The organism is Neobacillus sp. PS2-9 (assembly GCF_030915525.1).
Classification (GTDB): domain Bacteria; phylum Bacillota; class Bacilli; order Bacillales; family Cytobacillaceae; genus Neobacillus.
On record NZ_CP133269.1, the window covers coordinates 4,912,521 to 4,934,795 of the forward strand.

A 22,275-nucleotide genomic window follows, 5' to 3' on the forward strand; every position below is an offset into this window, starting at 1 on the left:
TTTTATCCCCCGATCTTTTCTTTTGCTGTGTTCCAAATACTGCTCATTTCGAGCTCCTTAAGAGCGTCCGCAGTTGTTTCTCGTAAAAGTGTAACATGACCCATCTTCCGTTTCCATTTAGGATCTTCTTTTCCGTACAGATGAACCTTCCAATCTTTTTGGGTAGGAATCTCTCTATACAAGGATTCAAGATGTTCTCCTAATAGATTGACCATAACGGCTGGTTTTAATAGCTCCGTGCTTCCTAACGGCCAGTTACAAATAGCACGTATATGCTGCTCAAACTGTGAGGTCTCGCAAGCTTCTATCGAAAAATGCCCGGAATTATGCGGCCTTGGTGCCAGCTCATTAACATATATGGTCCCATCATTCGTTAAAAACATTTCTACTGCCAGTGTGCCTACTAATTCAAGAGAATCTGCTAATTCCTCCGCCTTTTGAACAGCAGCTGCTGCAACAGTCTCTGAAATCCTCGCTGGGACAATCGTTTGATGTAAAATATTATCGACATGAATATTTTCAGCTACAGGGAAAATGGCTGTTTCACCATTTTGCTTGCGTGTCACAATGACAGATAGTTCTTTTTCAAATGGAATCCATTTCTCCAACACACATGGGCCTTTTTCACAGAGAGCCTTGCCCTCTAACACGTCTTCCGGATGGTGAATGACAAGCTGCCCCTTCCCATCATACCCGCCTCTTGCTGTTTTTAAGACCGCCGGGTACCCAACTGCATCTATTTTTAACAATAAATCATGCAAGCTCCGTATCACCTCATAGGGGGCAACCTCGATACCCGCCTGCTGAATCACTCGTTTTTCCCTGATCCGATCCTGTGTAATTGTAAGTAGGGTTGGACCTTGCGGCACATAGGCATGCTCACATAACCAGCCTAACGTATCTGCATCTATATTTTCAAATTCGTATGTAATGACATCGCTCATCTCTGCTAACTTACTGATGGCCTCTCGGCTATTGTATGCACCAATCACTTGCACATCCGCTACTTGGCCGCAGGGAGAGTCTGGTGTCGGCTCTAAAACGGCAATTCGAAAGCCCTGTGCCTTTGCTGCTAGGGCCATCATTCTTCCCAACTGACCTCCACCAATTATGCCAATAGTTGCTCCTGGTAAAATCACTTTAGACAAGCTGATCACTACTTTCTAAGACTTCTAGTTTAATAGCTTCTCTTCTCGCTTCTAATTGATTAGCAAGCTTCTGATCTTCTGTTGCTAAAATTTGTGCGGCTAACAGTCCTGCATTTATAGCCCCAGCTTTTCCAATGGCCACCGTTGCAACTGGCACACCGCCTGGCATTTGCACAATGGATAGCAGGGAATCTAATCCTTTTAAGGCTTGTGATTGAATGGGAACACCGATAACCGGAAGAGTTGTCTTTGCCGCTACCATGCCTGGAAGATGTGCTGCACCACCTGCTCCCGCTATGATTACCTTTAGCCCTCTGTTTCTTGCTTCTTCAGCATAGGTAAACATCAAATCAGGCGTCCGGTGCGCTGAAATCACCTTTTTCTCATAGACAATTTCAAGCTGATCAAGAATGTCACATGCATGCTTCATTGTTTCCCAGTCTGACTTGCTCCCCATGATGATGCCAACTTTCATTCCTACTCACCCTTTTCTCTTAACTTGCCACACGAATGAACATCAAGGTAAAATACAAACAAATAGAAAATACCCGAAACAAATAGCCTCTCGATAAGAGAAAGCCATTTGCCCGGGCATTAGAAAGAATTCATTAATAAACGTAAGGGGACTTCCCCTTATTGCCGAACATATAGACTTTCCCTCATAGTCCAATAATTTACGGTTATTGGGTAGAAACTTATGGGCCATATTCCCATGGATATATGAGGGTAAAGATTAATTGTTACATCTGATAGCTTTATCTTACCAACCAACCCAATCGTATGTCAACAATAATATCGAACATTATTTTTAAATAATACTATAATGTTCGTGTTTTACTCCGATAACTGGGCTTCAAACACGATTTCACGGCCGACTGGTTCGTAAATAGTTTCGTTTCCCTTTTTCACTTCTCGAAAAATGGGTTTCTCTGTACGCCGGACAGGAACATAACCTTGCTGTTTCATTCTATTCAAGCAATCCTCAATACTTTCATTTTCCTGGACCTCAAATTTCTGCTTCTTACTCATGAAAATAATTTCCCTCTTTTCACTGATTTGACCCAGAAACCACCATGGATGGATTTCGGTTCATAGGTAATAATGAATGCCTTCGGATCCAAACTTTTTATCGCATCATATAGTTTTAATTCAAATTTTCTTGGGGTGAGTATTTGCATCGCCATCCGGTCGCCTTCAAGTCCATTTGCTTCCCAATTGGTGACGCCATACCCTTTTTCTCTTAGAATTTTAGGAAGGTCTTTATCATATTCCTTTGTTATTACATTAACAGTAATATAGCCGAGAGCCAGCTTTTCTTCAATCTTCATACCGACAATGACACCGACACCATATCCAACCGCGTAGGCTATAAGGTTTTGAATTTCATTGAGATTATTTAATACCAGACCCAGTCCAAGCACATAAATAACCACTTCAATCGTACTAAGAAATGCTGCGAGATAGCGCTGCCCCTTTAAAGTTAGTATCATCCTTATGGTAAAAAAAGAAACATAGACAATATTGATGAGCAGAATAATTACTACCATGATAAAACTGTTTTCTAACACAAGATGTCCTCCTCCACGATTGCTTCCTACCACTTTAACATATAATTTCCTATGGGTCAGTCCTTAAGTGTTGTAATAAGCCCCGAATTTTCCAGAGTTTGTGAAGTATGCAGGTCTTCTGCCTGCTTGAGCAGCATCGTGTCCTCAGCTAGTCGTATCTCGTGATTGTATAGTGTTTGGGCAATTATTCTCCTAGTTTGTTTTGCGGCATCCCAGTAAAAAGCGTCATCCACCAAACCGGTAATCGTGTATTCGATTCCTCTGAAGGAAGCATTTAAGGATGTCATTCCGTACACCTTAAATGGCTCAACGATACATTCTGTCGCGTCTAATTTCATGCAGGGTTTGTTTATTTCATTAATTTTTTCACAAGCCAGTTCCAGGACCTCCATTACCTTGTCTGGGTTTTCTCGATAGCTGATGACGACTCTCTCGATGACACGCATTTGATTGATATTGTAATTATGTATTTGCTTTATTTCGCCGTTACTTATGGTTAATAGCTTGCCACTCCACTCCCGGAGTTTAATAAATCTTAGTCCTATCTCCTCAACTGTACCATTGAAGGTATTGTTAATCGTAATAAAATCACCTTTATGCAGTTGCTTCTCATAAATTAAAAAAATTCCAGAAAGGATATCTCTAATCAGGCTTTGTGCGCCAAATCCGACGATCACCCCGACTACTCCAGCCCCTGCAAGAACTCTGCCAAAATTGTTGACGTATTGAGAGATGGCAAAAAAGATAAAGCTTAAAGTGGCGGTGTACTTTGTTAATGATCGGATCATACTCTCGATCGTTTGTTCTTTTCGTTCCTCAATAAAATGAGTACGCTTAAAAAAATCATGGACGAGTTTATTGATAATATACACACAAATCCATGCAATCACAGCAGCCAAAATAATACTCGTCAATTTATATTTATGGAGCAAATCCAACCAATCCATCATTTCACCTTCTTCTTCTATCACCCATAGTGTTTACAATTGAATGCAAAATAATTTTTAGAAACTTATGCACTCTAAATATTAGGTAGACACTTTCTATTGATTGAGGAGATCCTATGATTAAGAAAACACTTATAATCGTACTTTTTTTAACAGCTTTTCATCCAAATGTATTTGCGAGTGCCTCTGTTGCAGCCTTCCAGGCGGCTTTTATTAAGGACAATGATTTGTGGGTTAAAGTAGGTGATAAGGAAGAGCAGATTACAAATGGAGACTTAATAAGATATCCAAAATGGTCGCAGGATGGCTATTGGATTGCTTATTTAAATGGGACAAAAGAGGATGATGAAACTTTCTTCAATGGAGATTTGTGGCTTTATAATATTAAAATGAAAAAGCACTTTAAAGTAAAAACAAATGTATCTAAAAATTTCGCTTGGTCACCACAAGGCAATCAACTCGCTTTTCTTGTAAACGATGCTTTATTTCTCTTCAATCCGGATCCTTCTAATCTTTATCTCGCTACTCCTATTGTAGCAAATGTAGAGAATGTTTCGTGGTTCCCTGATGGTAGAAGATTATTGATTTCATCAAGGAAAAAGGCTGAGCTTCATTCAGACATGATTCTTTCAGAAGTGGCCTTCGATAAGCTCAAGCCGAAGATTAAACCTATTTACACCATACCTATCGGGGAAGATGAGTACTATGTGAGTACGAGCGCCTTTCAATGGTCTGCGGACAAAAAGTGGATTAGCTTTTTATTAATCCCAACCGCTTCGTTATCTGCTGATGGTAATACTTTGTGTTTGTTTTCTTTTGATGGGCGGATTTTTAAGAAGGTTGATGAAATGTTAAATGATGAAAACTGGTTTCGATGGTCACCATGGAAAAATCAGCTCGGTTATATAGGCGGATCTGGTAGAGAGGCACAGAAAGATAAACAATTAAAGACAGTCTTCGTTCCGGGATTACGAAAAGAGATACTTACACCTAATGGTTATGTGGATCGTGATTTTTTTTGGAAAAACAATCACACTCTCATTGTCTCACGCTCTAAGGAAAGTGAACTAGTGGACATTGCTAAGCGCCCATTACCAAGTTTAAATAAGGTTAGCGATACACAGGTGACCCAGGTTACCTTTCCTTTAAAAAACGAAGGGGATTTTGCACCACAAATCGTTCATAATCAACTGGTTTGGGTAAGGACAAATAGGAAGACAGCAAAAATATTAGTTTCTCGGGCAGATAAAGTGAAGGAAAAGGTTTGGATTAATAATGTTACTGTCGCAAGCTGGTATTATGAGAAGTGGCATTGGGACGAGGTTTTTGATTTATACGATAGGTGGGACTAGATTCGGTATTGAAGACAGTTTTATTCATGATTTGTGCAGTTTTTGCATGGTTTTGTGCAAATATTAGGTGGTTTTGTGCCATTTTCAAAGACTTTTGTGCCATTTTTGATGCGTTTTGTATTTTTACCCATATAGTGGTAATTTTTTTCGTCAATTTAACAAAAATGAAAAAAGACAACCCACAAGGATTGTCTTTTTTCATTTGCCTGGCAACGTCCTACTCTCACAGGGACTTTCGTCCCAACTACCATCGGCGCTGAGAAGCTTAACTTCCGTGTTCGGTATGGGAACGGGTGTGACCTTCTCGCCATAGCTACCAGACTATTTTGTTAGAGAGATCATTCTCTCAAAACTAGATAATGCAGAAGAAGTGTTTGTAAACTACGAGTTCGCTTTAAAAATTGGTTAAGTCCTCGAACGATTAGTATCAGTCAGCTCCACATGTTACCACGCTTCCACCTCTGACCTATCAACCTGATCATCTTTCAGGGTTCTTACTAGCTTGACGCTATGGGAAATCTCATCTTGAGGGGGGCTTCATGCTTAGATGCTTTCAGCACTTATCCCGTCCGCACATAGCTACCCAGCGATGCCTTTGGCAAGACAACTGGTACACCAGCGGTGCGTCCATCCCGGTCCTCTCGTACTAAGGACAGCTCCTCTCAAATTTCCTGCGCCCACGACGGATAGGGACCGAACTGTCTCACGACGTTCTGAACCCAGCTCGCGTACCGCTTTAATGGGCGAACAGCCCAACCCTTGGGACCGACTACAGCCCCAGGATGCGATGAGCCGACATCGAGGTGCCAAACCTCCCCGTCGATGTGGACTCTTGGGGAGATAAGCCTGTTATCCCCGGGGTAGCTTTTATCCGTTGAGCGATGGCCCTTCCATGCGGAACCACCGGATCACTAAGCCCGACTTTCGTCCCTGCTCGACTTGTAGGTCTCGCAGTCAAGCTCCCTTGTGCCTTTACACTCTACGAATGATTTCCAACCATTCTGAGGGAACCTTTGGGCGCCTCCGTTACTCTTTAGGAGGCGACCGCCCCAGTCAAACTGCCCACCTGACACTGTCTCCCACCCCGATAAGGGGTGCGGGTTAGAATTTCAATACAGCCAGGGTAGTATCCCACCGACGCCTCCACCGAAGCTAGCGCTCCGGTTTCTCAGGCTCCTACCTATCCTGTACAAGCTGTACCAAAATTCAATATCAGGCTACAGTAAAGCTCCACGGGGTCTTTCCGTCCTGTCGCGGGTAACCTGCATCTTCACAGGTACTATAATTTCACCGAGTCTCTCGTTGAGACAGTGCCCAGATCGTTACGCCTTTCGTGCGGGTCGGAACTTACCCGACAAGGAATTTCGCTACCTTAGGACCGTTATAGTTACGGCCGCCGTTTACTGGGGCTTCGATTCAGAGCTTCGCTTTTAAGGCTAACCCCTCCTCTTAACCTTCCAGCACCGGGCAGGCGTCAGCCCCTATACTTCGCCTTGCGGCTTCGCAGAGACCTGTGTTTTTGCTAAACAGTCGCCTGGGCCTATTCACTGCGGCTCTTCGAGGCTATTCACCTCAAAAAGCACCCCTTCTCCCGAAGTTACGGGGTCATTTTGCCGAGTTCCTTAACGAGAGTTCTCTCGCTCACCTTAGGATTCTCTCCTCGCCTACCTGTGTCGGTTTGCGGTACGGGCACCTTTTATCTCGCTAGAGGCTTTTCTTGGCAGTGTGGAATCAGGAACTTCGGTACTAAATTTCCCTCGCTATCACAGCTCAGCCTTTACGGAAAGCGGATTTTCCTACTTTCCAGCCTAACTGCTTAGACGCGCATATCCAACAGCGCGCTTACCCTATCCTCCTGCGTCCCCCATCACTCAAACGATAAAGAGGTGGTACAGGAATATCAACCTGTTGTCCATCGCCTACGCCTTTCGGCCTCGGCTTAGGTCCCGACTAACCCTGAGCGGACGAGCCTTCCTCAGGAAACCTTAGGCATACGGTGGATGAGATTCTCACTCATCTTTCGCTACTCATACCGGCATTCTCACTTCTAAGCGCTCCACCAGTCCTTACGGTCTAGCTTCAACGCCCTTAGAACGCTCTCCTACCACTGACATCTAAGATGTCAATCCACAGCTTCGGTGTTACGTTTAGCCCCGGTACATTTTCGGCGCAGAGTCACTCGACCAGTGAGCTATTACGCACTCTTTAAATGGTGGCTGCTTCTAAGCCAACATCCTGGTTGTCTAAGCAACTCCACATCCTTTTCCACTTAACGTAAACTTTGGGACCTTAGCTGGTGGTCTGGGCTGTTTCCCTTTTGACTACGGATCTTATCACTCGCAGTCTGACTCCCACGGATAAGTCTTTGGCATTCGGAGTTTGTCTGAATTCGGTAACCCGATGAGGGCCCCTAGTCCAAACAGTGCTCTACCTCCAAGACTCTAACTACGTGAGGCTAGCCCTAAAGCTATTTCGGAGAGAACCAGCTATCTCCAAGTTCGATTGGAATTTCTCCGCTACCCACACCTCATCCCCGCACTTTTCAACGTGCGTGGGTTCGGGCCTCCATCCAGTGTTACCTGGACTTCACCCTGGACATGGGTAGATCACCTGGTTTCGGGTCTACGACCACATACTCAATCGCCCTATTCAGACTCGCTTTCGCTGCGGCTCCGTCTCTTCAACTTAACCTTGCATGGGATCGTAACTCGCCGGTTCATTCTACAAAAGGCACGCTATCACCCATTAACGGGCTCTAACTACTTGTAGGCACACGGTTTCAGGAACTATTTCACTCCCCTTCCGGGTGCTTTTCACCTTTCCCTCACGGTACTGGTTCACTATCGGTCACTAGGGAGTATTTAGCCTTGGGAGATGGTCCTCCCTGCTTCCGACCGGATTTCTCGTGTCCGGCCGTACTCAGGATCCACTCAGGAGGGAACGAAGTTTCGACTACAGGGTTTTTACCTTCTCTGACGGGCCTTTCCAGGCCGCTTCATCTACCCCGTTCCTTTGTAACTCCATGTTGAGTGTCCTACAACCCCAAGAGGCAAGCCTCTTGGTTTGGGCTATGTCCCGTTTCGCTCGCCGCTACTCAGGGAATCGCGTTTGCTTTCTCTTCCTCCGGGTACTTAGATGTTTCAGTTCCCCGGGTATGCCTTCAATACCCTATGTATTCAGGTAAAGATACTGTTCCATTACGAACAGTGGGTTCCCCCATTCGGAAATCTCCGGATCAAAGCTTACTTACAGCTCCCCGAAGCATATCGGTGTTAGTCCCGTCCTTCATCGGCTCCTAGTGCCAAGGCATTCACCGTGCGCCCTTTCTAACTTAACCTGAAAGGTTTGTTTCTCTTAATTAAATAAGAGAGAAAACTAAAATGGCGATTACTCGATGTATTTACTTGACTTCTTCATTACGATTATCTAGTTTTCAAAGAACGATTAAAAAAGCTTTGAGAGATTGCACTCTCAAAACTAAACAAACAAGAAACAATCAAACAAACATGTTTTGTCTGGCTCATACGTCCAGCTTATATCCTTAGAAAGGAGGTGATCCAGCCGCACCTTCCGATACGGCTACCTTGTTACGACTTCACCCCAATCATCTGTCCCACCTTAGGCGGCTGGCTCCTTACGGTTACCCCACCGACTTCGGGTGTTACAAACTCTCGTGGTGTGACGGGCGGTGTGTACAAGGCCCGGGAACGTATTCACCGCGGCATGCTGATCCGTGATTACTAGCGATTCCGGCTTCATGTAGGCGAGTTGCAGCCTACAATCCGAACTGAGAATGGTTTTATGGGATTGGCTAAACCTCGCGGTCTTGCAGCCCTTTGTACCATCCATTGTAGCACGTGTGTAGCCCAGGTCATAAGGGGCATGATGATTTGACGTCATCCCCACCTTCCTCCGGTTTGTCACCGGCAGTCACCTTAGAGTGCCCAACTGAATGCTGGCAACTAAGATCAAGGGTTGCGCTCGTTGCGGGACTTAACCCAACATCTCACGACACGAGCTGACGACAACCATGCACCACCTGTCACTCTGTCCCCCGAAGGGGAACGTCCTATCTCTAGGAGTGTCAGAGGATGTCAAGACCTGGTAAGGTTCTTCGCGTTGCTTCGAATTAAACCACATGCTCCACCGCTTGTGCGGGCCCCCGTCAATTCCTTTGAGTTTCAGCCTTGCGGCCGTACTCCCCAGGCGGAGTGCTTAATGCGTTAGCTGCAGCACTAAGGGGCGGAAACCCCCTAACACTTAGCACTCATCGTTTACGGCGTGGACTACCAGGGTATCTAATCCTGTTTGCTCCCCACGCTTTCGCGCCTCAGCGTCAGTTACAGACCAGAAAGCCGCCTTCGCCACTGGTGTTCCTCCACATCTCTACGCATTTCACCGCTACACGTGGAATTCCGCTTCCTCTTCTGCACTCAAGTCCCCAGTTTCCAATGACCCTCCACGGTTGAGCCGTGTGCTTTCACATCAGACTTAAAGGACCGCCTGCGCGCGCTTTACGCCCAATAATTCCGGACAACGCTTGCCACCTACGTATTACCGCGGCTGCTGGCACGTAGTTAGCCGTGGCTTTCTGGTTAGGTACCGTCAAGGTACCGGCAGTTACTCCGGTACTTGTTCTTCCCTAACAACAGAGCTTTACGACCCGAAGGCCTTCATCGCTCACGCGGCGTTGCTCCATCAGACTTTCGTCCATTGTGGAAGATTCCCTACTGCTGCCTCCCGTAGGAGTCTGGGCCGTGTCTCAGTCCCAGTGTGGCCGATCACCCTCTCAGGTCGGCTACGCATCGTCGCCTTGGTGAGCCGTTACCTCACCAACTAGCTAATGCGCCGCGGGCCCATCTGTAAGTGTCAGCCGAAACCGACTTTCAGCTTTTCCTCATGAGAGGAAAAGGATTATCCGGTATTAGCACCGGTTTCCCGGTGTTATCCCAGTCTTACAGGCAGGTTGCCCACGTGTTACTCACCCGTCCGCCGCTAACCACCGAAGTGGTTCGCTCGACTTGCATGTATTAGGCACGCCGCCAGCGTTCGTCCTGAGCCAGGATCAAACTCTCCAAGAAAGTTGATTAGCTCATTTTGTTACGTTGGCTTAGTTTCATAAGAAACTAATAATTTTTGTTTGTTGACGTTTTTGTTTGTTTAGTTTTCAAAGAACAATCTCTGTTACTTCTTTTTCAGAAGCAACTTTATTACTATATCATATCGCTTCACGCATGTCAATCAACTTATCGAAGTTTTTATTATCGATATGTTGTTAACGCGTCATTAACGACTGCTTTAATATAATACCACCGTACGCCCAACACGTCAACAACATATTTATATTCCTTGGCTCATCTCGTAAACTTATTGCTTTCTGTATGATTTATATCCACATTAAACGGCGACTTCATACCGGGTTGAGGAATTTTAGGAATTACGACTGAAGTGCAACAACCTTTGCGAAAACAGCCTATTTTTTTATTTCTTCTATAATATATACACTAAAAAGACAGGCGTTTATCCTGGCTCAAGTATCTTCCTTTCAAATTATGTATTGATACACCTCTTGAAGTACCTTTTTTATATGTTTTTCTTTCTTACTCGTCACTTTCGATGATTTACTCGTCAAATTATATGATTTACTCGTCTATTTTCTATTTTACTCGTCAACCTTCAAACTTTACTCGTCAATTCCCTCATTTTACTCACCAATTTATAAACTACACCCTTTATCAAAGACTTTGGTAAAAAAAAGAAAGCCGGCTCACGGCCGGCTTCCCATTACTTTGTGATCTTAATAATACCTTCTTGTTTTACATCAACAAGACCTTGTTTTTCGATTACAATCTTTTCACCTTCAGCAAGGTTTGTGAAGACAATTGGAGTAATCGTGGATGTTGCATGTTCTTTAATATAATCTAGATCCACTTTTAATAGCGGCTGTCCCTTTACAACACGGTCATTCTCAGAAACCAATGTTTCAAACCCTTGGCCCTTTAAGTTAACGGTATCAATACCCACGTGGATAAGGATTTCGCGTCCGCCGTCAGATAAGATTCCAATCGCATGCTTTGTAGGGAATAGATTGACAATCTTTCCATCAACAGGTGATACCACTAATCCTTCTGAAGGAACAATTGCAAACCCGTCACCCATCATTTTTCCTGCAAAAACTTGGTCAGGAACTTCAGTAATTTCTTTAATTTCCCCTTTAATAGGAGCAACAAATACTTCGTTAGCTTTGGCTTGCGTTGGAGCTGCAACCGGAGCCACTTCTTGCTTTTCTACATTTACTGTAGTTGCGCTTGGTCTTTTTCCAGCCATAATATCTTTCATTTGACCTTTAATAGTTTCAGAACGTGGTCCGAAGATCGCTTGAATATTGTTACCCACTTCAAGTACTCCTGCCGCACCTAATTTTTTCAATTGGTTTTTATCTACATCCTTAATATCATTAACAGAAACACGAAGACGTGTAATACATGCATCAAGGTGAGAGATGTTTTCTTTACCACCCATTGCTGCTAAAATGTTAGCCGCTAAATCACCAGAACCTGCTTTACCTGTTTGTACCTGGTCTTCTTCTTCTTCTAATTCACGTCCAGGAGTTTTTAAATTAAACTTACGAATTGCAAAACGGAAACCGAAGTAGTAAATCACAGCAAACACTAAACCAACTGGGATAACAATCCAAGCGTGTGTTTGTGGGTTGATTAATCCGAATAGGATGTAGTCAATTAAACCACCGGAGAATGTCATACCGATTTTTACATCTAATAAATGCATAACCATAAATGATAACCCAGCGAAGATCGCGTGGATACCGAATAGAAGTGGTGCTACGAATAAGAATGAGAATTCAATTGGTTCTGTAATACCAGTTAAGAAAGAGGTTAAAGCAGCAGATGCCATTAATCCCCCAACGAACACTTTCTTCTCAGGTCTTGCTTCATGATAAATCGCTAATGCGGCAGCAGGTAAACCAAACATCATGAATGGGAATTTACCTGTCATGAATGTACCAGCAGTTAGATTTTTCACATGGTCAGAAATCTGCGCCATGAATATACGCTGGTCACCGTGAACCACTTGACCCGCTTTTGTTGTATAGTTGCCAAATTCAAACCAGAATGGAGAATAGAAAATATGGTGTAAACCAAATGGAATTAACGAACGTTCAATTACTCCAAAAACAAAGGCAGAAAGAGTCAGGTTTGCATTAACCATGTTATTTGAGAATGCATTCAATCCAGATTGGATTGGTGGCCAAATAACGAGCATTAGTAATCCCAATAGGATCGCTGTTCCTGCCGTAACGATTGGAACAAAACGTTTACCAGCAAAGAATCCTAAATAAGATGGTAATTCAATTTCAAAGAACTTATTATACAAAGTCGCGGCAATAATACCAACGATAATCCCTCCAAACACTCCCGTTTGAAGAGTTGGAATTCCTAGGACACTCACGTAGTTTGTGCCATTGATTTCTTTAGGGTCAATTCCTAAAACAGTACCCATTGTTACATTCATAATTAAATAACCAATGATTGCTGCTAGTCCGGCTGTACCTTCTCCACCAGCTAAACCTATAGCAACACCTACCGCGAAAAGGAGCGGAAGATTACCAAAGACAATATCTCCAGCATTTTTCATAACTGATGCCACCATCGCTACAGCACTGTTATCTAAGAATGGTGCTAAATCTAATAGGGCTGGATTTACAAGGGCAGCACCTAAAGCAAGTAAAATCCCAGCAGCCGGTAAAAGTGCAACCGGCAACATTAAAGCTTTACCAACTTTTTGCAATACACCGAAAGCATTTTTAAACATAAATGTTACCTCCTAAATATTTTTCTAGGCTCATAAAGCGGTTACATTATTGGTAAAAATACCAACAAAAAAAGGCATGAGTAAAAGTTCAATTGAATGCAGGCTATGGGTATAGATTACCCCTAAACCTTCAATTCAATTAATACTTTTCACTCATGCCTGATCGAATCAGTAACACGTAAAAAATAATAGCTATTTAAATTTATGTTGAAGTCGCTGCAGATGCATCGTTAGATACACTGCTTCTGCATCAAAAACCTTCATTTTTAATGTTTGCTGCATCACTTTAATGAGCTTCCATGAGAGATTATAACACACAGGATATTCTTCTTTCAAGAGGGAAGCTATTTTTTCTGGTTCCTCTACTTTTTCCCCTTTGACTACTCTCTCAATAGCAAACCGCAAGTGACGAACAAGCCTCATATAATCAATGCTTTCTTTATCAATCTCTATTTCAAACTGCTCTTCGACCATTTTGACCAGCCGGCTGACAAGCTGTGAATATTGATTCACGTCGGAGAGGTTTCTGTTGGTCACAGCACTATGAATATGGAGGGCGATAAATCCGACTTCCCCAATTGGTAGGTCAATCCCGGTCTTTTCTTTAATCAACTCTACTACTTCTTTTGCTATTTCAAACTCGTGGCGATAAAGAGCCTTTGTTTCCACTAAGAACGGGTTTTTCATTTCCATTCCTTGAGAAGCCCTTGTTAAGGCAAACATAAGATGGTCCGTTAATGCCACATGAATATGTTCATTTAGCGTCGAATGGGTTCTTTGCTTGATTAAATCCATGGCGGAAATAATCACTTCTAAAAACTCATTATCGATAAACGGAAGTAGTTTAATGTAATTTTCCTGTTCTTTTTCATTTTCAAGGACAAAAAGCTTTTCGATTACATCTGTATCAATATAATCACCGCGTTTTCGATTGAAGCCAATGCCCTTTCCAATGACAACCACTTCTTCGTAGGAAGGGTGTTCAGCAATAATGACATTGTTATTTAACACTTTATCAATTAATAAACTTGCCAAACCCTTCCCTCCCCTCATACCATGTTTATCTTAGTATTATCATGTTATAAGAGGTGAATCAGGAAGTCAACGACAAAGTTCGACAACCATGTGACAAATAACTGGTAATCAAGAAATGCGCAAGCGCCTTGGTCAGCCCCGACAGGCAAATGTTCTTCGGCAAGAAAGTCCGCCTTTTGACTTTTATTGCCGAAGGTTATTTGACCCGAGGGGCTAGGCGCTGGAGCTGGACCATTCTCGAAGTCGAAGTTTATACTTTTATACTACAAAAAAAGAGCTGCAGCGTGGCAGCTCTTCAACTTATTTATTTTAAGAATATAAAATACAGAACAAAGATGACAAAGAAGAAGTACATGATCGGATTGATTTCTTTTACCCTTCCTTTAACAATCATGGTGATTGGATAAAAGATAAAGCCTACCGCAATCCCCGTTGCAATGCTGTATGATAGCGGCATCGCGATCATCGTTAAGAACGCAGGCACGGCAATCTCAAAACGTTGCCAGTCAATTTTTCCTAAAGATGAAACCATCAACACCCCAACAATGATAAGGGCTGGTGCCGTTACAGGTGCAGTTACTACAGATAATAACGGAAAGAAAAATAGCGATAAGATGAACATACCTGCTGTGACTAAAGAAGCAAACCCTGTTCTAGCACCAGAAGCAACCCCAGCTGATGATTCGATATATGAAGTCGTTGTTGATGTACCAAGAACGGCACCTACACTCGTTGCAATCGAATCAGAAATCAACGCACGGCCTGCACGAGGCAGCTTATTGTCTTTCATAATACCCGCTTGGTTCGCAACTGCTACCAGGGTTCCTGCGTTATCAAAGAAATCTACAAACAAGAAAGTTAAGATAATTCCAAGCATCGATGTTGTGTAAAAAGAACTGTCACCGAAGGAAGAGAATGCAGCACCGAATGTCGGCGCTAAGCTTGGCACCGTATCAACTACTTGATGTGGTACCTTGATTAAATCAAAAATCATTCCAACTATAACGGTGATCACCATTCCAAAGAATACGGCGCCATTAATTCCTCTAGTCATCATAATAACTGTAATAAGAATTCCAAAGATTGAAAGTAGTGTATTACCCGCTGTTAAATCGCCGAGCCCTACAAGTGTCGCATCGTTATTTACAATAATTCCTGCATTTTGTAAGCCGATAAATGTGATGAACAAACCAATTCCTGCACCAACAGCGTGCTTTAGATCAATCGGAATCGCATTAATAATTTTTTCACGAAGTCCAGTCAGAGTTAATAAGAAGAAAAACACCCCAGAAATAAGGACTGCGCCAAGTGCATGCTGCCATGGAATCCCGCTTCCTAATACAACTGTGTAAGCAAAGAAAGCATTTAATCCCATACCAGGTGCCAAAGCCAATGGATACTTACCAAGGAGCCCCATGATAATGGATCCTAATGCAGATGCTAAGGCTGTTGCCACAAATACCGCACCATAATCCATTCTTAACGCATCTGGAAAGTCTTTTATAGAAGCAAGCGATAAAGTTAACGGGTTTACGACTAAAATATAAGCCATCGCCAAGAAGGTCGTAATTCCCCCAATAAATTCGCGGCGGTAATTTGTACCGTATTTTTCAAACTCAAAATATTTGTGCATGTTCTTTTCCCCCTAAAAATCTCTGTTTTTTACAACAAAAAACGCTCCGATATTTTCTACCGGAGCGTTGACGTGGGCAAAGATAATTAACAGAGGAAAGAGAAACCCCTCTCTATTAATCACTGCCTCGTAGTCAAGCCATTTACGGTGGCTCGGTAGAAACTTTTGGGCCATATTCCCAATATTATACGACGTGATTCGACAATCTATTCATTTCTCTATTATCATAACAGCATAAATATTCTTCGTCAACATAAAATACGAACGATTTTTATAAAAATATAAAAATCGTTCGTATATAAGCAACGCCATAAAATCACTCGACTATTATTCCCACTCAATGGTTGCTGGCGGCTTACTAGTGATATCGTAAACCACTCGGTTTACATGTGCCACTTCATTGACAATTCTCGTGGAGATCACTTCAAGGACATCCCAAGGAATTCTTGCCCAATCCGAAGTCATCCCATCAATGGAGGTAACTGCACGAATCCCAATGGTGTAATCATAGGTTCTGGCATCCCCCATGACACCAACACTGCGGATGTCTGGAAGCACGGTAAAGTACTGCCAGATTTCTCGATCAAGACCTGCATTCTTGATTTCTTCTCGTAGAATCCAATCTGATTCACGAACAATTTCCAGTTTATCTTCAGAAATGGCCCCTAACACACGAATTCCAAGACCTGGACCAGGGAATGGCTGTCTCCAAACGATTTCATCTGGTATACCGAGCTCCGTTCCAAGGGCGCGAACCTCATCCTTAAACAAAGTGCTCAATGGTTCAATCAATGTAAATTGCATATCTTCTGGCAGGCCTCCCACATTGTGATGGGATTTAATCGTTTGAGCCGTAGCCGTACCACTTTCGATGATATCTGTGTAAAGAGTTCCTTGCGCTAAAAACTCAATTCCTTCAAGCTTTGTCGCCTCATCATCGAATACATAAATAAACTCATTGCCGATGATTTTCCGCTTCTTCTCTGGGTCAGAAACACCCTCAAGCTTTGATAGGAATCTTTCTTTGGCATCGACTTTGATAACATTCATATTGAAGCCTTCTGAAAAAGTCTTCATTACGCTTTCTGCTTCATTTTTACGAAGCAAACCATGATCAACGAAGATACACGTTAACTGGTCCCCAATTGCTTTGTGAATTAAAACGGCAACAACGGATGAGTCTACTCCTCCACTTAACGCACAAAGAACTTTTTTGTCACCAACCCTCTCTCGGATTTTTGCCATTTCCATTTCAATGAAATTCTCCATCGACCAATCGCCGCTACAGTCACACACGTTAAAGACAAAGTTCTTAAGAAGGTCATTTCCATGAACTGAATGCTGTACCTCTGGATGGAATTGAACCGCATAAAGCTTTCTAGCTTCATCACTCATGGCTGCAATCGGACAGGACGGGTTCGTACCGTCAACAGTAAAGCCAGCTGGCGCTTCAACCACAAGATCACCGTGGCTCATCCAAACCACCTGCTCATCAGGTAGATCAGCAAACAATGCGGATTGATTTTGAACCGTTAAAGTCGCTTTTCCGTACTCACTATTTTTGGCTTTTTCAACCTTACCATTAAAATGAACCGTCATTAGCTGCATGCCGTAGCAAATCCCAAGAATCGGCAGACCCATTTCAAAAATGGACTCATCACAACGGAAAGAATTTTCATCATACACACTGTTTGGTCCGCCAGAAAAAATAATTCCCTTTGGATTTAAACGGCGGATTTCTTCAGCCGTAATGGTATGCGGGTGAAGCTCACTGTATACTCCAAATTCACGAATTCGGCGTGTAATCAACTGATTGTATTGACTTCCAAAATCTAAAACAATAACCAAATCATTTTTCCCTGCCAAAACAGCCACCTCAATCTTCTCAAGTTTTTATTAGCTTTTACCATAATGAAAAAAAATAAAAAAAACTAGAATCTGCCCCCTAAAAATGTAGGAAGGCAGAATTCTAGTTCTCTAGTAAAAAGACCCATAGAAAAAAATCCTGCCTTCATAGTCAGGCCATTTACGGCGGCCCGGTAGATACTCTCGAACCCTATTTTCGAGGATATATGAAGGAAACGTACCTATTAGACTAGCTGACGCATTCAAGAAAGCAGTTGCTAGACATTGAATTAAATCATATTGTAACAATAGGTCGTTTTTCAGGTCAAGCGATTGTCTTTTTAATTAAATTTTCCCATAATTTATACGACTCTTCCCATGTCCCCTTCGGAAGGTGCTGATGGTACATATATTGCTCATAATGAACCGTTAACCGCGTCATTTCCCTTGTTGAAAAAAACGTATCGATATAACGAGCATAGTTACGAAGGGTTTGATTTTCCTTTCGTTTTAATCCATAGCGATCCAGTTGAGCCAATAAGATTAAATAGGCCTCCCCGATGCTCTCATCCTTCTTTTTAAACCTGTACCTAAGCATGACAACATATGGAACCCATTTGCCCCGGATTCGGTAAAGAATCCAGCCGATAAATGCGAGAAAAACGAGAAGGAAAACGCCCATCTTCCAATTGCTTTTAAAAGCGGTAGCTATATTTTCCCACATTTTAGTAAAATTGAATGTACTTTCTGAATCCTTTTTTGTATTTGGATCTTCCTTTTCTTCCTTTTGCGGTTTCTGTGCTAATGGAGGCGTAGCTCCTGGATTGTTTGCAGAATTCCCTACAGCTTCGTAGTTGATAATGATCTCATTACTAAAGCCCTTGGTCGGTTCAAATGGAACCCATCCTTGGTTCGGAAAGTAAACCTCTACCCAAGAGTGGGCATTATTGTTGGTCACCTCGTAAACCTGTTCACCTGAATCCTCATCACTATATTGGAGAAAATCACCGCCCGTATAACCCTTTACCCAACGGGTTGGAATCCCCAATGTTCGAAGCATAATCGCCATCGAGGATGAGAAATTGTCACAGTATCCCCTTTTGGTATCAAATAAGAACTGATCCACATAATCATCGTTTTCACCAGGTACCGCTACATTTTTTTGGTCATAGGAATATTCCGTTTTCCCAAAGTAACTTTCCACGGCTTTTGCTTTTTCGAACCAATTTGATTTTTCCCTCGTGATTTCTTCGGCTAACACTTTCACTCGTTCTGGCAATGCCTCAGGCACCTGCGTATACTTTTTATAAAACTCCGGGTTCATGTCATTCGGATTGAAGCTTGTTGTTTTGATTAAATCAGTTGCTTTATATTTTGGCTTTTCAAATGCTAAGGTAAACACCTTTGGTGCAGCAGGCCGGTTGTCATTTTTGAAGAAACTAATCCTCTCATTGGTGGTATCAATGAAAAATTTATTCCCATCTGGATCTTGCGGGAGCATTTTCACTATTTTTTTAATACCTGCAGGATACATAATATAGTTGTACTTATAATTGACATGTGCCCTGACAATTACAGATTCTTTAATTGTCTCCACCGTATCTGGATAAGAAAAAACAGGGACAAGGTCTTCTTGACGAAATGAGATGGGTGTTGATCCAGATGCAAGCCAGCCCTTTCCTGTATAAGTGTCCTTTGTCTCCATCTTCCAGTACGTTTTACCATTTGCTTGATATTGAAAGGCCGGGCTACTGTCACCAATAAATGGGCCACCTAATACCGAATCATCCGTGCCATAGCCAATACGGTGGACCCCACCAGCACTTTCCTTCTTATCCTTATCATTATTAGCAGTCAGATACGGAACCGGGTCCGGCCAAATAGGGGCCGCCTTAGGAGCGGCAATCCCTACAAGCACACTAACAGCAATCATTATTGCCAGCGGTGCCATCCATTTACGAACAAAGGAGGGATGATAAGAGACATTTTCCCTATGTATAATTCGTGAAAAGGTTAGCATCCCCATCACAGCAAATCCTGCCACAACAGTACGCACAATGGCTATTTTTGCACTATAGGGTGTAAATGTGTCCAGTACGGTGATATAAACCAAAGTCATAAAGAAAAAGATAAAAATTCTCTGCCTATTTAACAGCCAATAATGGATTAAGTAAACCATTAGCCATAACAAAACAAAAAACAACAATGAACGAAATTCATTCGTGATATCATTCCATTGGCGGGTAAAAAGCAGACCGATATTATAAGCAATATCGCCGAAAAAGCTCTTCACCCAACTTGCATGGAAAAATCCTTCTTCATAATGTAATTGGTTAATTGAAAATAAAATATAAACAATTTTAATCAGAAACTGCCAGATCCACTTCAGATTTAAATAGGAAATAACAAAAGAAATCAATAGAAAAACAATAAACATTTCGATATTTTCCGTGTTGGTTAATTTTTCTATTGGCCTAAGCCATTCCCACAGAAGTATAAACCCTAACATGTTTAATAAAAACGAAGGGATATCCCTTTTCATTATCGCGTCACCTCCGAAAAAACAGCAGCAAAATTACCTTCATGAACGAGTACAATGCGAATACCTCGTGCATTCGCGACGGCAATAAGCGAGCGTTCCTCTTCTGATGGTGACTCCTTTAGACCCTTAATGAGAAAAAGAGCAATTGAGCCCTTTCTTTGTCCAAGAAAACTTGCTTTTTCAATGAGCGATTTAGTTAATTGGGCCGTAACAAGCATAAACGAAACGGTCTGTTGAATAAAAAACGCTTCTTTCTCTAGCACTTTTTCAAAGGAACGTAAGCTTTTTGCTTCTATTTTTGCTAAATGATAAAAAAGCTGCTGCAGATGCTGCTCTCCCCCTCGTATAGGAAAAGAAGCCCGCTCCTTACTAAAGGTTAACAGCCCCGTCTGTGCTCCTTTTTTTAGAACGGCACGTAGAAGAGAGGCTGTAAAGGAAACGACCGCTTCAAAGCGTTGATCTGGCACACAATCCATGATAACGAATACGTCATGTGACTGCCGCTGTTCGAACTCCTTCGTCATAATCACATTTCGTTTAGCGGAGGCTTTCCAGTTAATCCAGGAGAAACGGTCTCCCGGCTGATAGTCCCTTACACCCACTGCCATTGAGGTATCGCGCTGGACCCGCTCGCGTGAAGCGGTTAACCCTTGATCATATTGATTTTCAAATGGTCTGTACAATAGCTCTGTGTAAGCAGGATAGACGACAATTTTCCCTTCTACTGTAAACGTCTTTTCCTTTTCAAATAATCCAAGCGGGTCACCAATTCTCAATGAAAAGGATTGAAAGAAATGCTCTCCTCTTGGGAGCTTATTAATCGTATATTGATACGAAAATTCCTTTTTTAATCCTGGAAAAACAAGTGCCTTTGGCGAACTAGTCTTTTCTGCATATTTTAATGCATCATCTAAATGGTCTTCGACAAGCAAATAAAAAAGCGGAAACGAATTTCTCCTTTTGATCGTGACGGTTACCTTCAAGGGTTCGCCAGCATTATAATCTGACTTTGGTAAAACCCGTGTGACCTCAAGCTCGTTTAAGGAATAAAAAGAGATCACGACACAGTAAATAGAAAATGGCAGAAAGCTATAAAATAAAAACCAGCTAACGAACCCTCCCTGAAACATGGCGTACGAGAAGGTGAGGCAAATCAAAAAAAGCAAAAGGATAAATCTCCAAATTTTTTTAAATGGATTCCACAACTTTTTCATCTTATTTCACAAGCCTTTGTACCGGTACAGGAACTCTTGCAACCACCCGGTTCACCACTTCTTCTGCAGAAATCCCTTCGAATTTGGCCTCTGACTTTAAGATAATCCGGTGGGATAAAACAAATGGAGCTAAATATTGAATATCATCTGGTAACACATAATCACGGCCAAACATAAACGCATAGGCTTGTGCCGCTTTCATCAGGGCAATCGATCCCCTTGGGCTTGCACCAAGGTACACACTTCCATGTCCCCTCGTCCGATTGACGATATCAACGATATAACGCTTGATACTGTCATCAACAAACACGTCTTTGATTTCTCTTTGTAAATTGAGCAGGCCTTCAAGGTCGACAGCAGGATAGAGATCCTCAATCGGCGGTACCTTTTGTGCTCGATTCAATACTTCCATTTCCTCGTGCAGCTCCGGATAACCCATCTTCATTTTTAACAGAAAGCGGTCCAGCTGCGCTTCCGGAAGGGGATATGTTCCTTCATATTCAATCGGATTTTGTGTCGCCATAACGAAGAATGGCTTTTTCAGTTTATGTGTCACTCCGTCAATGGTAACGCTGGCTTCCTCCATTCCCTCTAACAAGGCAGACTGAGTCTTCGGAGATGTCCGGTTGATTTCATCGGCAAGAATAATGTTACCCATTAATGGACCTGGACGAAATTGGAATTCCATTTCTTTCGGGTTATAAATTGAAACGCCCGTTACATCCGATGGCAATAAGTCCGGGGTAAATTGAATTCGACGAAAGTTAGCATTTACCGATTTGGCAAGTGCTCGAACCATCATTGTCTTCCCTACACCTGGAACGTCTTCTAATAACACGTGCCCTTCTGCCAGTAAAGCAACGAGGCTGAGTTCCGCGACGTTCCTTTTTCCAATCATAACCTTTTCAATGTTTGCTAGTATTTTCTCTATAGTGGGATTCATTTGTTCTAATGACAAGTTGACTCCTCCTTATTTAATCGACCATTTATCATTATGTATTCTCTATTTTCTGGAAATCTCCTGTATGTAAAGTCACACAATATTCAAAAACTGCATAATTAGTAGACGGAAGAAGGCTGGAAAATGTTTCAGCAGATGTTACCTTTAAATAATGGATCTGTTAAACTTGCCTGTTGATTTCCGCTCCAGGCACTTCG

13 protein-coding genes, 3 rRNA genes and 3 riboswitches are annotated in these 22,275 nt (G+C 42.5%); of the genes, 1 reads left to right on the forward strand and 15 read right to left on the reverse strand.

Translation table 11 applies throughout. The features are described from left to right. Positions 1-2: 2 nt before the first annotated feature. The 5 genes from purK to RCG25_RS24540 form a co-directional block, all read right to left on the reverse strand. Positions 3-1,157 carry a 5-(carboxyamino)imidazole ribonucleotide synthase gene (purK, locus tag RCG25_RS24520; protein WP_308081417.1) on the reverse strand — a complete coding sequence of 385 codons (1,155 nt, stop codon included), beginning with the start codon at positions 1,155-1,157 and terminating at the stop codon, positions 3-5. Then, entirely contained in the window at positions 1,141-1,623 is a 483-nt protein-coding gene (gene purE, locus RCG25_RS24525) for a 5-(carboxyamino)imidazole ribonucleotide mutase (RefSeq protein WP_308081418.1), read from the reverse strand. The genes purK and purE overlap by 17 nt, the downstream gene beginning before the upstream one ends. A 167-nt stretch (positions 1,624-1,790) precedes the next feature. Then, positions 1,791-1,892, reverse strand: a riboswitch (purine riboswitch). Between the two features lie 90 nt (positions 1,893-1,982). Next, positions 1,983-2,177 (reverse strand): NETI motif-containing protein, encoded by a 195-nt coding sequence (locus RCG25_RS24530; RefSeq protein ID WP_308081419.1) that lies wholly within the window; start codon positions 2,175-2,177, stop codon positions 1,983-1,985. Further along, positions 2,174-2,716, reverse strand: a complete 543-nt coding sequence (locus tag RCG25_RS24535) for a DUF2179 domain-containing protein (protein ID WP_308081420.1) — start codon at positions 2,714-2,716, stop codon at positions 2,174-2,176. The genes RCG25_RS24530 and RCG25_RS24535 overlap by 4 nt, the downstream gene beginning before the upstream one ends. Before the next feature lie 56 nt (positions 2,717-2,772). After that, positions 2,773-3,666, reverse strand: a complete 894-nt coding sequence (locus RCG25_RS24540; RefSeq protein ID WP_308081421.1) for a mechanosensitive ion channel family protein — start codon at positions 3,664-3,666, stop codon at positions 2,773-2,775. A 113-nt stretch (positions 3,667-3,779) separates the two neighbouring features. Between RCG25_RS24540 and RCG25_RS24545 the strand changes: the two genes are divergently transcribed. After that, positions 3,780-5,015, forward strand: a complete 1,236-nt coding sequence (locus RCG25_RS24545) for a TolB family protein (RefSeq protein WP_308081422.1) — start codon at positions 3,780-3,782, stop codon at positions 5,013-5,015. Positions 5,016-5,219: 204 nt separating this feature from the next. Here the strand turns inward: RCG25_RS24545 and rrf are convergent. From rrf to RCG25_RS24595, 10 genes are all read right to left on the reverse strand, one after another. Beyond that, a 5S ribosomal RNA gene (gene rrf, locus RCG25_RS24550) occupies positions 5,220-5,336 on the reverse strand. Between the two features lie 80 nt (positions 5,337-5,416). After that, positions 5,417-8,352 (reverse strand): 23S ribosomal RNA (locus tag RCG25_RS24555). Between the two features lie 208 nt (positions 8,353-8,560). Next, positions 8,561-10,096, reverse strand: a 16S ribosomal RNA gene (locus RCG25_RS24560). Together the 16S, 23S and 5S rRNA genes form the textbook arrangement of a ribosomal RNA operon. Before the next feature lie 703 nt (positions 10,097-10,799). Then, a complete protein-coding gene (gene ptsG / locus RCG25_RS24565) occupies positions 10,800-12,848 on the reverse strand; it encodes a glucose-specific PTS transporter subunit IIBC (protein ID WP_308081423.1) in 2,049 nt (682 codons plus the stop codon). Between the two features lie 192 nt (positions 12,849-13,040). Next, positions 13,041-13,883: a glucose PTS transporter transcription antiterminator GlcT gene (gene glcT / locus RCG25_RS24570; protein WP_308081424.1), complete on the reverse strand. Its 843-nt coding sequence runs from the start codon at positions 13,881-13,883 to the stop codon at positions 13,041-13,043. A gap of 304 nt (positions 13,884-14,187) precedes the next feature. Then, positions 14,188-15,516 carry an NCS2 family permease gene (locus RCG25_RS24575; RefSeq protein WP_308081425.1) on the reverse strand — a complete coding sequence of 443 codons (1,329 nt, stop codon included), beginning with the start codon at positions 15,514-15,516 and terminating at the stop codon, positions 14,188-14,190. Between the two features lie 110 nt (positions 15,517-15,626). Beyond that, positions 15,627-15,728: riboswitch (purine riboswitch) on the reverse strand. Between the two features lie 115 nt (positions 15,729-15,843). Beyond that, on the reverse strand, positions 15,844-17,382 hold the full coding sequence (gene guaA / locus RCG25_RS24580; protein ID WP_308081426.1) for a glutamine-hydrolyzing GMP synthase: 1,539 nt from the start codon (positions 17,380-17,382) through the stop codon (positions 15,844-15,846). A 128-nt stretch (positions 17,383-17,510) separates the two neighbouring features. After that, a riboswitch (purine riboswitch) is annotated at positions 17,511-17,612 on the reverse strand. Positions 17,613-17,686: 74 nt separating this feature from the next. Beyond that, complete coding sequence (locus RCG25_RS24585; RefSeq protein WP_308081427.1) at positions 17,687-19,903, reverse strand: transglutaminaseTgpA domain-containing protein; 2,217 nt, start codon at positions 19,901-19,903, stop codon at positions 17,687-17,689. Beyond that, the gene (locus RCG25_RS24590; RefSeq protein ID WP_374121016.1) at positions 19,903-21,069 is read right to left on the reverse strand and encodes a DUF58 domain-containing protein; all 1,167 of its coding nucleotides are present in this window, start codon (positions 21,067-21,069) and stop codon (positions 19,903-19,905) included. The genes RCG25_RS24585 and RCG25_RS24590 overlap by 1 nt, the downstream gene beginning before the upstream one ends. A 49-nt stretch (positions 21,070-21,118) precedes the next feature. Next, on the reverse strand, positions 21,119-22,060 hold the full coding sequence (locus RCG25_RS24595; RefSeq protein ID WP_308084270.1) for an AAA family ATPase: 942 nt from the start codon (positions 22,058-22,060) through the stop codon (positions 21,119-21,121). Between the last annotated feature and the right edge of the window lie 215 nt (positions 22,061-22,275).